At 43.0% G+C, this 13210-nt stretch carries 13 protein-coding genes; 8 read left to right on the top strand and 5 right to left on the bottom strand.

Annotated features, from left to right (window positions below):
- The first annotated feature begins 11 nt into the window (after positions 1-11).
- The 6 genes from BN988_RS10740 (at position 12) to BN988_RS10720 (ending at position 4858) form a co-directional block, all read left to right on the top strand.
- On the top strand, positions 12-1328 hold the full coding sequence (locus BN988_RS10740; protein ID WP_036576076.1) for a 6-phospho-beta-glucosidase: 1317 nt from the start codon (positions 12-14) through the stop codon (positions 1326-1328).
- Positions 1329-1370: 42 nt separating this feature from the next.
- Positions 1371-2081 carry a chitin disaccharide deacetylase gene (chbG, locus tag BN988_RS10735; RefSeq protein ID WP_036576075.1) on the top strand — a complete coding sequence of 237 codons (711 nt, stop codon included), beginning with the start codon at positions 1371-1373 and terminating at the stop codon, positions 2079-2081.
- 258 nt (positions 2082-2339) lie between these two features.
- Positions 2340-2471 (top strand): hypothetical protein, encoded by a 132-nt coding sequence (locus BN988_RS19310; protein WP_261796572.1) that lies wholly within the window; start codon positions 2340-2342, stop codon positions 2469-2471.
- Between the two features lie 67 nt (positions 2472-2538).
- Positions 2539-3165: an SGNH/GDSL hydrolase family protein gene (locus BN988_RS10730; RefSeq protein ID WP_036576658.1), complete on the top strand. Its 627-nt coding sequence runs from the start codon at positions 2539-2541 to the stop codon at positions 3163-3165.
- A gap of 36 nt (positions 3166-3201) precedes the next feature.
- Positions 3202-3612, top strand: a complete 411-nt coding sequence (locus tag BN988_RS10725; protein ID WP_036576073.1) for a GNAT family N-acetyltransferase — start codon at positions 3202-3204, stop codon at positions 3610-3612.
- Positions 3613-3709: 97 nt separating this feature from the next.
- Positions 3710-4858, top strand: a complete 1149-nt coding sequence (locus BN988_RS10720) for an ROK family transcriptional regulator (RefSeq protein ID WP_036576070.1) — start codon at positions 3710-3712, stop codon at positions 4856-4858.
- 410 nt (positions 4859-5268) lie between these two features.
- Here the strand turns inward: BN988_RS10720 and BN988_RS10715 are convergent, their stop codons facing one another.
- Positions 5269-6003 (bottom strand): MurR/RpiR family transcriptional regulator, encoded by a 735-nt coding sequence (locus BN988_RS10715; protein ID WP_036576068.1) that lies wholly within the window; start codon positions 6001-6003, stop codon positions 5269-5271.
- 343 nt (positions 6004-6346) lie between these two features.
- On the opposite strand from BN988_RS10715, the gene BN988_RS10710 reads away from it, so the two are divergent.
- Both BN988_RS10710 and BN988_RS18895 read left to right on the top strand, forming a co-directional pair.
- Positions 6347-7675, top strand: a complete 1329-nt coding sequence (locus BN988_RS10710; protein ID WP_036576065.1) for a 6-phospho-beta-glucosidase — start codon at positions 6347-6349, stop codon at positions 7673-7675.
- A gap of 82 nt (positions 7676-7757) precedes the next feature.
- Positions 7758-7994, top strand: coding sequence for a hypothetical protein (locus tag BN988_RS18895; protein WP_147629708.1), 237 nt, complete (start codon positions 7758-7760; stop codon positions 7992-7994).
- Positions 7995-8048: 54 nt separating this feature from the next.
- On the opposite strand, the gene BN988_RS10705 is transcribed toward BN988_RS18895, so the two are convergent.
- From BN988_RS10705 to BN988_RS10690, 4 genes are read right to left on the bottom strand one after another with little or no spacing between them, the layout of a single operon-like run.
- A complete protein-coding gene (locus BN988_RS10705) occupies positions 8049-9086 on the bottom strand; it encodes an aldose epimerase family protein (RefSeq protein ID WP_036576063.1) in 1038 nt (345 codons plus the stop codon).
- Positions 9087-9101: 15 nt separating this feature from the next.
- A complete protein-coding gene (gene galT, locus BN988_RS10700) occupies positions 9102-10574 on the bottom strand; it encodes a UDP-glucose--hexose-1-phosphate uridylyltransferase (protein ID WP_036576061.1) in 1473 nt (490 codons plus the stop codon).
- Positions 10571-11572, bottom strand: a complete 1002-nt coding sequence (gene galE, locus BN988_RS10695) for a UDP-glucose 4-epimerase GalE (protein ID WP_036576059.1) — start codon at positions 11570-11572, stop codon at positions 10571-10573. Before galE ends, galT begins: the two co-directional genes overlap by 4 nt.
- Positions 11569-12744: a galactokinase gene (locus BN988_RS10690; protein ID WP_036576056.1), complete on the bottom strand. Its 1176-nt coding sequence runs from the start codon at positions 12742-12744 to the stop codon at positions 11569-11571. Before BN988_RS10690 ends, galE begins: the two co-directional genes overlap by 4 nt.
- Positions 12745-13210: the final 466 nt, after the last annotated feature.

Below are 13210 nucleotides of genomic sequence, written 5' to 3'. Positions count from 1 at the left end.
GAGGAATTTTGTTGAGTAAAGGAGTAAAAATTGTCACCATTGGTGGAGGTTCCAGTTATACCCCGGAGTTAGTGGAGGGGTTTATTAACCGATATGAGGAGTTTCCTGTTTCCGAGCTATGGCTTGTGGATGTTGAGGCTGGAAGAGAGAAATTAGATATTGTAGGCAACCTTGCAAAACGGATGGTAAAAAAAGCAGGACTTCCAATGGCTATTCATCTAACGCTTGATCGTAAAGAAGCGTTAAAAGGTGCAGATTTTGTAACGACCCAGTTCCGTGTAGGACTCTTGGATGCGCGTGCTAAGGATGAAAGAATCCCGGCAAAACATGGCGTCATCGGCCAGGAAACAAACGGGCCTGGCGGGTTATTTAAAGGGCTGCGAACAATCCCTGTCATTTTGGATATTATTCAAGACATGGAGGAGCATTGTCCAAATGCGTGGCTAGTTAATTTTACCAACCCTGCAGGCATGGTGACAGAGGCCGTGTTCCGCCATACGAGTTTTAGAAAGATAGTTGGGTTGTGCAATGTCCCAATTGGCATGGAAATGGGTATTGCGAAACTATTAGAAGTGGACCATTCAAGAATTCGTATCGATTTTGCAGGGTTAAATCATATGGTTTATGGGTTAGATGTCTATCAGGATGGCGTCAGTGTTAAGGATAAGGTAATCGACATGCTATCTAATCCAGAACATAGTAGTTTTGTTAAAAATATTGATGGTCAAGGCTGGGAAGTAGAGTTTATCCGTGGGTTAGAAGCTCTAACGTGTCCGTATCACATGTATTATTATAAAACAGATGAAATGCTAAAAAAGTCGATCGAAAGCTATGAAAAAGGGGAAACGAGAGCAGAAGTTGTAATGAAGCTTGAAAAGGAATTATTCGAGCTTTATAAAGACCCTGATTTAGCTATCAAACCACCACAATTAGCAGAACGGGGTGGGGCTTATTATAGTGATGCTGCAGTTCGGCTTATTACTTCTATCTATAATGATAAGCGCGACATTCAGCCTGTGAACACGATGAATAATGGTGCGATTGCCAGTGTTCCGAGTGACTCTGCCGTTGAAGTAAGCTGTGTGATCACAAAAGAAGGACCTATTCCGATTTCCGTTGGAGATATCCCTGTAGCAGCCCGGGGTCTTGTGCAGCAAATCAAATCATTTGAAATCATCTCGACTGATGCTGCTGTAACAGGCGATTATGATAAGGCAATGCTAGCGATGACCATTAATCCCCTTGTACCGTCCGATGTTGTGGCGAAAAAGATATTAGATGAAATGCTAGAAGATCATAAGGAGTTTTTGCCTCGGTTTTTTGATTGAGTGTGAGGAAGTGAAAAACTCGCTTTTTTAGGGGGAAGTCAAATGATAAAGCTAATCGTAAATGCAGACGATTTCGGGTATTCCAATGCGGTGAACTATGGTATTCTCGATGCGTTTAAATACGGTGTCGTTCGTTCCACTACCATGATGATGAATATGCCTGGTACAGAACATGCGGTAAAATTAGCAAAGGAAAACCCTTCACTTGGTGTTGGCATTCATCTGGTATTAACGTGTGGCAAGCCCTTACTCCATGATGTAGATAGTCTAACTGATGAAGAGGGGAATTTTTTTAGAAATCCGGATCAATTCTTCTCTAACCATATTAGCATGTCAGATGTGGAGAGAGAATGGAGAACCCAAATTGAACTTTTCCTAAGCTGTGGTCTTACTCCTACTCACTTAGATAGTCACCATCACATGCACGCAAGGAGAGAACTCCACGCAGTTATCGAAAAACTTGCTCAAGAGCATGACTTGCCTGTACGGAAATACGCTGGTATGAAAATAAGCCCTTTTACAGATGAACTAAATGTTGATTTTTTTGGCGAGAATATCTCTCACAGCGTCCTAGATGATGCTGTTTTAACCATAGAAGATAAAAAGAGCATGGAAATAATGGTCCATCCTGGTTACTTGGATTCTGTAATCCTGAATGGCTCTTCCTATAATGTAGAGCGTGTAAAGGAAGTGGATGTATTGACCTCTTGGGATGTGCCAGAGCATGTTCTTCTAGTGAAAGAAAAGGAGTAGTGTTTGATGGGTTTTTCGAATTAAAACAGGATTGGTTTGAAGTAGAGAGAAAGCACTGGTGAGACATAGGAGATAAAAGAAAACTAAGGTTCTATCCAGAGGATGTGAAAGAAATGATATTGTCGCCAAACTTTCTTGTGGTGATGCTTTTTTCTTTGGTTTTCATTTTTTCAGAAGAAGGATGTTGTATATAATTGCAGTATTAATGACGGAAAGTATATTACTTTAACTTCCCTGCAGGAATGTGCAGGTAAATTCTTGGAGACAGATAAAGTCTATAAACTGCACACTGAAAATATTGCGAAATATAAAGAATTGTTTGCTATTTATGAGGATGTGTATGGACAGACGGAGAAGGTAAATGATAGGTTAAATGTATACCGCATGTAAAATAGGCAAGCACCAGCTAAATAAGCGGCTGGTGTTTTCTTTTGTACTTTTGAAAGGAGCAGAATTTATGAAAAAAATACTCTTTATCGGCGACAGTATAACAGAGTGGGGAAAGCCGGAAGACCCAGAAGGCTTAGGGATTGGATATGTTCGTCTGGTTCATGACTATTTACGGGTTACCTATCCTGGGGAGGAATTTAGTGTTGTAAATAAAGGCATTGGTGGAAACCGTGTCACGGATTTAGCTGAAAGATGGGAAAACGATGTACTGGAGGAGAAGCCGGATTTGCTTTCTATCTCTATTGGTGTAAATGATGTTTGGCGACAACTAGATCAGCCAGACATGGACCAGGTAACTCCAGAACAATTTGCGCAAGTTTATGAAAAGCTTTTACAGCAGCTGAGTGCCATGGAAGTTGTGTTAATGGAGCCGACGGTTATTGAGGAGAACGTAGAAGCAGTGGGGAACCAAAAACTTTCTGAATATGTAGAGATAATTCGTGAACTTGGAGAAAAGTATCAGGCGAAAGTAGTACCAACCCATAAAGCATTTTTAACTTATTTACAGGCTGGAAGTGGAGTAGGGTTGACGACAGATGGTGTACATATGAATTCAAAAGGTAATATGCTCATGGCGAAGACGTGGCTTGATGTCGTGGGAGATAGCTGTGCGAAGCTTCTTAGCGCTAAGTAAGAGGTAGATGTTAATAACCAGAAGGAGAAGAGTATAATGGATAATAATTTTAGTATTTTACATGAAGCCCCGACTCCGCAAGAATATATTGATCTACGATTAGAGGGTGGCATTAGTGGAAAGTCCAAGGAAGCTGCAACAATTGGTTTGAAAAACTCCTTATTTGCAGTGTCCATTTATGATCAGGGAGTACTCATTGGAATGGGACGAATCATCGGTGATGGAGGAGCATTTTTTCAAGTAGTGGATATTGTAGTAAAGCCAAGTTATCAAGGTAAAGGTCTAGGAAAGGCAGTCATGAGAAAGCTTATGAGTTATTTGGATAACCATACTTATTCCGGCTCCTATGTAAGTCTAATAGCAGACGACCCAGCAAATAAGCTTTATGAACAATTTGGATTTCGTTATACATATCCAGCGTCACATGGTATGTTTCGCATGTATTAGTGTTAGGTGAGCGAAGAATAGACTCTCTAAATTAATTTAATTAATTATGATATAATCGGATTAAAACGTTGGAACAACAAAGAACAGGAGCGGTAAAATGCAACGCGGTACCTTCCAATTAATGAAATCCGTAAATAAATCGATCATTTTAAATAAAGTACGAACGTCTGAACCAATCTCTCGTGCGCAAATTGCGAAAGAGACAAAGCTTACACCTCCCACTGTCAGCAGTATTGTGAAGGAACTACTGGAAGAAGGGATTATTAGAGAAAGTAGTCTTGGAGAATCACAAGGTGGCCGGAAGCCAACCATGCTACATATTAATTTAGATGCTTTTTATGTCATTGGGGTGGACGCTGGGCCACAAAGGGTAACAAGTATACTGACAGATCTGGCTGGGAACATCATCCACCGTGCAGATAAGCAGCTGTTTACACCGATAACTAATGAGCAATTCATGAAAATTTTAAAGGATGCCATAAGGGAAACAATTGAGGCCTCGAACAGGGAAAAAAGAGAAATGGTCGGCATTGGTGTTGCCATGCATGGGGTAGTCAATGTGGAAACAGGAACCTCGCTCATTGCACCAAACTTAAACCTGAAAAACATACCGATCAAAGAAGAATTAGAGAAGGAATTCGAGCTTGATATAAAAGTAGAAAACGATGCGCGGGCCATGGCATTAGGCGAGTCATGGTTTGGTGGGCATGCTTCAGCCAGTATGGTTGCCGTTAATATTGGCCATGGTGTCGGTGCAGGTCTCGTAATAAATGAAAAATTATACCACGGGGTTCGGGATATCGCGGGGGAAATCGGCCATATGACGATCGATTTGCATGGCCCCACATGTACATGTGGGAATACCGGATGCTTGCAGGCTTTTGTTTCAGGACCTGCTATAGCAGCGCGTTCCCACAAAGAGGGGCTAACTGGTGAAGACATTGCGAAACAGGCCAAGAGTGGGGACAAGGAAGCAACTGCCCTCTTAGAGGAAACGGGCAAGCTGATCGGTATTGGATTAGTGAACCTCATTCATTTGGTTAACCCAGAGAAGATTGTCCTTGGGGGTGGAGTGATGAAAAGCGAGAAGTTCATCCTGCCAGCGATTAAAGAAACCATTTCATCCAGGGGCCTTACTCAAGATGCCAAAGAAACCAACGTCTCGGTTACAAAGCTTGGTGCTCATGCAACATTACTGGGAGCTGTAGCACTCTTGCTTGTGGAGTTGTTTGATCCAGTAGGGTAGGAGACGTAGGAGAAGTTATAAATAGTAAACACAAAGAAGAGTCTGGGACATAACTAAATCGTTTATGCTTAAATGCGAATAATAAGCTTTAGCACCGCTTCGGCGGAACACTCCGCTTTCCACGGGCACGGCCTCAGCCTTCTCGTGGAAAGGACACCACTCCGGGGTCTTCAGGCTCGTGCTGTTCCCGTTGGACAAGAAAGGCTACGTCAGCAACACATCGCAAGCAGAAAATGTTATAGCATTTTCAAGGAGTCTTCGCGTTCTGCCTACGCTAAAATAAGAAAACCCGAACTAGGCAAACCTTTATTAACGGATTTGCAAGATAGTTCGGGATTTCTTGTGTTAAGAGAACTTTTGTCTCATTCTCTTTTTATTTACATCTCGAACTACCTATTTATAAAGATGAGTCAAATTTTCTTCCTATTTCGTATTTCATACACTTTTCTTGCTAACTCTTCCAATATATAAATAACAGGGATTTGTGTCGTCACATTGGACTCGGCAAAAAATTCCTCCGTCACATAGTAGGATACATTGTTATCAGAAGCCTTGGCGATCGTGGATTGCATGTTATTTGTGATACTTAAAATTTCACTACCTTTTTCTTTAAGCTTATGAATGTGAGATAAGGTAATCCCGCTTTCACCAGAAACGGACAATGCAACGGTAACGCAGTCATGTAAGTCGGCGTGAATTGGAAAATACCAGTCTTTTAAATACGTGGAGAAGGTGCCTAAGCTCGATAGATACCTAGCACCATATTCTGCAAGTGCTCCTGAACTGCCAATCCCTATGAAATATACATGATTCGCTTTAGAAATAGCTTCTGCAGCATCCTCTAGCTTGGAAGTAAAGCGCTCATTTTGGATGCGCTCAAAAAACTCCGCTAACACATGCTGGCCGCTTTTAACCTTCATGTTAGGTTTTTCATCAAGTAAGAGCTTTAACTTTACTTTAAACTCTGAGAAACCATCACAATGTAATTTTCTACAGAAACGCATAATAGTAGAGGTAGAAACATGTGATTCATCTGCAAGATCGCGTATGCGCATATAAACGACTTTTTCTTTATGCTGCATGACATATTTATATAGAAGCATTTCTAGATCATTAAACGATGCGATAACCTCATTTGTAAACAAAGGCCTAGTCCCTCCCGAAATAGTAGTCTATTCATTTAGTATAAAGTAAAACTGCAATCAGTGGGGGTTTTCATTCTTCCCCACTGATTGTTAGTTGAACCAATCGGGGTGTTAGCGTCCGTTTACTTCCACTTAAACATCATTGTTACACTTCATGTTATGAAGTGGGAGTCTTACGGACGTTTGCACCGGCATAAACTAAATAGGAAACACTGTGTGACGAATGCGAAACAAATTGCTTTCGATGTAACAAAAATCTAACGCTTTCATAAGCCTATCAGAATCCTATAGTCTCCTATAGAATAGGGTTTGTACGTTCATTATCTATTTAGGAGGATGAATTATGAGCAAAGGATTGAAGGTTGCGACGATCGGTGGAGGTTCAAGCTATACGCCGGAATTAGTAGAAGGCTTTATAAAACGATACGAAGAGTTACCAGTACGTGAATTATGGCTGGTGGATATAGAAGCAGGGAAGGAAAAGCTAGAAATAGTTGGAAACCTTGCAAAACGAATGATTGAGAAAGCAGGACTGCCAATGGAAGTTCATTTAACATTAGATAGAAAAGCCGCATTAAAGGATGCTGACTTTGTAACAACCCAGTTTCGTGTCGGCCAATTGGACGCACGTGCTAAGGATGAAAGAATTCCACTAAAGCATGGTGTGTTAGGCCAAGAAACAAATGGACCTGGTGGACTTTTTAAGGGATTGCGTACGATCCCTGTTATTTTAGACATTGTAAAAGACATGAAGGAGCTTTGCCCAGATGCTTGGTTAATTAACTTCACCAACCCGGCTGGTATGGTAACAGAAGCAATCCTTCGCTATACAGATCACGAAAAAGTAGTTGGCTTATGTAACGTGCCAATTGGAATGGAAATAGGCACAGCAAAGCTATTGGATGTAGATCACTCCCGTATTCGAATTGACTTCGCTGGTCTAAATCACATGGTATACGGATTAGACGTGTATTTGGACGGTGTAAGTGTCAAAGATCGCGTTATAGAATTGTTAGCTACTCCAGAGAATAGTAGCTTTGTGAAAAATATAGACGGACTAGGATGGGAGCCAGAATTTATTCGTGCGTTAAATGCTTTAACTTGTCCATACCATCTTTACTATTATAAGCGGAATGAAATGCTGGAAAAAGAGCTGAAAAACTTTAAAGAGGGTACGACAAGAGCAGAAGTAGTGAAAAAATTGGAAGCGGAATTATTTGAGCTATACAAAGATCCTAACCTCTCCATTAAACCACCACAGCTAGAGGAGCGAGGCGGGGCGTATTACAGTGATGCAGCGGTTCGATTGATTTCATCCATGTATAATGATAAGCGGGATATTCAACCGGTTAACACAAAAAATAATGGATCGATTGCAAGCATCCCGAATGACTCAGCAGTGGAAGTAAGCTGTGTGATTACCAAAGAAGGACCTAAGCCGATTGTAAATGGGGACCTGCCAGTTGCAGTTAGAGGTTTAGTACAACAAATTAAATCATTTGAACGCGTAGGGGCAGAGGCGGCCGTAACGGGTAACTATGATACGGCGTTACTTGCAATGACAATCAATCCGCTCGTTCCGTCTGACAAAGTAGGAAAAGTAATTTTGGATGAAATGTTGGAAGCACATAAAGAACATTTACCACAGTTTTTCCAAGCAATTGAAAAATAAGTAGAAAAGGGAGTAGTGATATATTATATTGCTGCTCTTTTTTCGGATTGGATATTGGTGATGAGGAGATTATATATTTTTAATGACTACTGTATTGACCATAAAGGCGGGGTTCTATTTGATAATAGCAAGGTTATCAATTAATGAGGCCAATCAATCAGAAAAGCGGTTCAATCAATCAGAGGAGTGTTCCAATCGATCACGAACGCCCGCCAATCAATCAGAGGAGTGTTCCAATCAATCACGAACGCTCTCCAATCAATTAGAAGAACTTCTCTTCGACTACTCCGTCCATATTAGCCATGAGACAAGCATATAATAAAAACACCAGCTTCTACATGGAGAGCTGGTGTTTACTTTTAACTAATCCTTCTTACAAAACCCCAAAATCAAATAAAGTCCTAGTTTGATAGACTTCCCCTGGCTTCAACACTACTCCCGGAAATCCTTTATGATGCAAGGAAGCGGGGGAGGCTTGCGTTTCGAAGCAGACACCAAGGTATTGTCGTGAAGTTCCTTCTTGTAGCTGCAAACCTTCAGGCAAATTATTCGATGTATACATCACCATGCCAGGCTGGTCTGTTTGGATCGTCATTTTTCTCCCGGAGACCGGATCAGCTGCTGTTGCTTTTGTTTCCTTATTATTTTCGTTAAAAATAAAATAGTGATCGATGCCCTTTCCGGCGACACGATTTTGTTCCGTATCCCCATTAAAGCCATCTTGTAGGGCACGGGCTTTACGAAAGTCAAAGGTCGTTCCTTCTACGGAAAGCAGCTCACCTGTCGGGATAAGCTTTTCATCAAGCTCTACAACATGATCGCTATCAATAGACACCTGCTGTTCATGCAGGGTATTCCGCAAATTTCCGCTCAAGTTAAAATAAGAATGGTTCGTCAGCGTGAGCGGTGTTGTCTTGTCCGTTGATGCTGTATAGCTAATCTCAAATTGGTTGGTTTGATGGAGCGTGTAGGTGACCTGAACGTCTACCTTTCCTGGATAGCCGCCTTCCTCGTCGGCTCTTGTATAAGAAAGCACAAGTCCCACAGCATCGGCCTTTTCAAAGGAATCTACATCCCAGATAACTTGATGAAATCCCGTTGAGCCACCATGCAGGTGATGGGCGCCTTCATTATTTTCCAGCTTATATTCCTGGCCATCCAGCGTAAAATGGCTGTTTGCAATTCTCCCTGCCACTGGGCCGATTATGGCACCGAAGTAATTGGGGTTGGTTTGATACTCCGTATAATCGGCATAGCCAAGCACAACGTTTTCCAGGTTGCCAGCTTTATCTGGAATGAGCATTTTTGTAATAATGCCACCAAAGTTTAGTACGTTAACCTGCATCCCATGATCATTCGTAAGGGTATATTCCTTCCATGATTTTTCCAAATCCCTAACTTCTATTTTCAACTTGATCCCACCTTTCTATAATGTGTGAAGGAAGCGCTGAAAAGCATCCTTCTCCTTAAAAACGCCGGCATCCTCGAGAACCCGGACGAATTTTTTACCAAGCTCGTGCTGGATGATTTTTTTCGCTTCTGATGCTGACTCTATCGTACCATATGTTTCTTTTAGCTCTGCTGCCCAATGCTGATGAATCGGATCAACTATAGCATCTTGATCCAACAGTTCTTTTTCTAGTTCGACGATCTCTTCTTTTAAACGAGCGGGGAGAACGGCAAGGCCCATTACTTCAATCAGGCCAATGTTTTCCTTTTTAATATGGTGGACATCAGCATGGGGATGAAAAATTCCCATTGGATGTTCCGCTGATGTTCGATTGTTTCGCAGGACGAGATCCAGCTCATATTTGCCATCACGCATGCGCGCAATCGGGGTGATGGTGTTATGGGCCACATCACCAGAAAAAGCCTGAATGGCTGCACGCTCATCTGAGTACCCGCTCCATGTCTGAAGAATATGGTCTGCTGCATCTAGTAGCTGTGCTGTTTGCTCACCTTTTAAGCGAATAACCGATAGTGGCCAGTTCAAAACAGCTGCATGTACATCAGGAAACGTATCAAGTTTAACGGGGAAGGCTTCTGCCGCATTGCTCATGGCAAAATCATAACGCCCTGCCTGATAGTGGTCATGACTTAGGATCGAACCGCCAACAATCGGCAGGTCTGCATTGGAACCAATAAAATAGTGCGGGAAAATATCTGTGAATGCGAGCAAGCGGGCGAATGCTTCCTTGCTAATTTTCATGTCACGGTGTTCTTCTGCAAGTAAAATGCTGTGCTCGTTATAGTAAACATAAGGAGAATACTGGAAGTACCATGTTTCTCCGCCAAGGGGGACCCGAATCATTCGGTGGTTAGCCCTTGCCGGGTGTCCTGTACATCCTGCATAGCCTTCGTTTTCGATACAAAGCACACATTTTGGATAATCAAGTGCCTGCTTCATTTCCCGCTCTCGTCTGATTTGCTCCGGGTCTTTTTCTGGTTTGGACAAATTAATCGTAATATCCAAGTTCCCGTATTTGGTTTCGGTTTTAAAATGGACGTTCTTCTTTATCCGATTCATTTGAATATAGTTGCTATTTTTGCTGAGCTGATAAAAATAGTCGGTTGCCTCAACTGGAGAGACATTATATTTTTTATAAAACTGTTCATTCACCACAGAGGGGCGCGCGATAAAGCAATTCATGATGTTGGCGGATAGCATTTCTTTTTCCTCGAGCACATCGGCAATGATGCCATCATTTATGGCGTAGGAAGTAATTGCCTCCAGGATATCCGGAATGGTGCGATCTGTAGTTACTGCCTCTATTTCCGGAAAGGATGGGAGCTGCAAAAGCTGCATCACTTGATTCCGTGCATAAATCTCATCAGCAGGCTCAATTAAATTTTCGCAGATGGCTTGCTGAACGAGGGCATCGATGTCTTCATAAATCATTTGTTGTCAGCCTCCTCGTACCCGGTTGGGCGGGATGTATGCCAGTTCCAAGCATCCTGCATAATCGTGTGAATGGCAGTGCGTGTTGGGTTCCAGCCTAGGATGCGCTTGGCTTTTTCTGGACTCGCGATTAAAATAGCTGGATCTCCGGAACGGCGTGGACCAGACTGGGTTGGGATCTCTTCCCCTGTTACCGTTCGTGCAGCCTCAATCATTTCTTTGACGGAAAAGCCCTGACTGCTGCCAAGGTTAAAAATGTCACTACTTCCGCCATGTTTTAAATACTCCAGTGCAAGCAGGTGGGCTTCGATTAAGTCCTCGACATGCACATAATCGCGGATACACGTCCCATCATCCGTGTCATAATCCTCTCCAAAGATGGTAATATAGTCGCGCTGGCCCAGGGCGGCTTGTAAGATGATCGGAACGAGATGTGTTTCGGGTCGATGATCTTCACCGATTTCCCCTGACGCGCGGGCGCCAGCTACATTAAAGTAGCGCAAGGAGACATAGCGGATGCCATGAGCCTGAGCTGCCCAGTGCATCATCTTTTCCATCGTCAGTTTCGTCTCGCCGTACGTGCTTGCCGGGTTTGTCGGCATTGCCTCGGTGATTGGCACGGCTTCTGGTTCTCCATATGTCGCAGCAGTAGAGGAGAAGACAATCTCTTTTACACCATGCTCGACCATTTCCTCGAGCAAGATTTGGGTGCCATAAACATTGTTATCAAAGTATTGTAATGGCTTATCCATCGATTCTCCAACAAGTGAGCTTGCGGCAAAATGAATAACGGACTCAATGGATTCATTGAAAAAAACCTCGTGTAAAAAGTCGCGCTTACGGATATCTCCCTTGTAAAAGGTAGCTCTCGGATGAACAGCAGCCCTATGACCTGTCAGCAAATTATCTACCACCACTACGTCCTTGCCACTTTCAATTAATTGATAGACAGCATGAGAACCGATATATCCTGCTCCGCCTAGCACAAGAATGCTCATCTCATCACTCCTTCCGTTATTTCCTTGGCCCCGTCGCCAATGTTTGCAGTATAAAAGGTGGCTTCATAGCCGATTTTCTGTTTATAGGTGGACTGGATTTGTTCTTTTACCGTGTCTAGCCTCGCGTTTTCAACAATCGCAATCGCACAACCACCAAAGCCTGCCCCTGTCATGCGTGCGCCAACAACGCCATCTAACTCCCATGCTGTCTCCACAATCGTGTCGAGTTCTTCCCCGGTCACCGCATAATCCTCTTTTAGGGAGAGGTGGGAAGCATTCATCAACTTACCGAAAGCTTGAATGTCGTTTTCTTCTAGCTTTGCTTTTGCCTCTAAAGTGCGCGCATTTTCATAAACCGCATGCTTTGCCCGTTTGGCATGGATCGGGTCTTTAATAAGGTGTTTGTTTTGCTCAAAAGCTTCCTTGGAAAGTTCTCCTAAACTTATGATGCCCAGCTCCTCCTGCAAGTCAGCAAGTGCTGTTTCACATTGACTGCGGCGCTCATTATATTTTGAACCGGCCAATGTACGTTGTTTGTTTGTATTGATAATGAGGATCGAATGGTTCTCCAGTACAAGCGGGGCATAGTGATACTCCAACGTTTGGCAGTTTAATAGAATCGCATGATCCTGCTTGCCCATGCCGATAGCAAATTGATCCATAATGCCACTGTTTACCCCAATGTAGTTATTTTCTACATGCTGTCCGAGCTTTACCATGTCAATTCGATCAAGTGTTACGTCGAATAACTCCTCAACAAGCACACCTGTCACCATTTCGATCGAGGCTGAGGAAGACAATCCCGCTCCATTCGGAATGTTTCCGTAAAATAAAATATCAGCCCCTGTTTCTAGTTGGTGCCCTTTTTCGATGATGGCGCGGATCATCCCTTTTGGGTAGTTAGCCCAGCTGTCAGCCTCATTGTAATCAAGGGCATGGATATCAGATTCAATCACCCCAGCATCTGGGAAGTTCATCGAGTAAAAACGTAGCTTTTGATCCGAACGCTTACTGGCAACCGCATACGTGCCAAACGAGATGGCAGCAGGGAAAACATGCCCACCATTATAATCCGTATGCTCCCCGATCAAGTTGATACGCCCCGGGGCGAAGAACATACGTGGCTGGCTTGATGCAGGGAAAATTCTTTTAAAATCCGTAACTAAATTCATGATATCCTCCTTGTTTGTTTAGTTTATTAATTTAATTAATTAAGTTAAGCTTACCTTGTTTCTCGTAATCTTTCAAGCGCTTTCTTGATTAAAGTGAAGGAGGTATTGGAGGGCGCGAGTACACCTCAAAAAGTGAAACGAGATTCTCAAAAGTGAATCGAGGACCACGAGAAGTGAATCGAGAACCCTCAAGAAGTGAATCGAGAACCAGAGAAGTGAAACGAGAATCTTAAGAAGTGACGCGAGCATCTCAAAAAGTGACGCGTCAACCAACAAAAGTGACGCAAGCACCTCAAGAAGAGACGCACCACTCTCCAGAACTGACGCAGTCCCCTCAAGAAGAGACGCGCCACTCCTCAGAACTGACGCAGCAACCCCACAAAGAGACGCGCCACCCCCAGAAGTGACGCACCAACCTCCCGAAAACCGCACCACAACAGCCTCCAATATCATTAACTAAATATAT

Origin of the sequence: Oceanobacillus picturae (genome assembly GCF_000612865.1) — a bacterium.
In the GTDB taxonomy this organism is placed as follows: domain Bacteria; phylum Bacillota; class Bacilli; order Bacillales; family Amphibacillaceae; genus Oceanobacillus_B; species Oceanobacillus_B jordanicus.
This window is presented reverse-complemented; position numbering and strand designations above follow the sequence as displayed.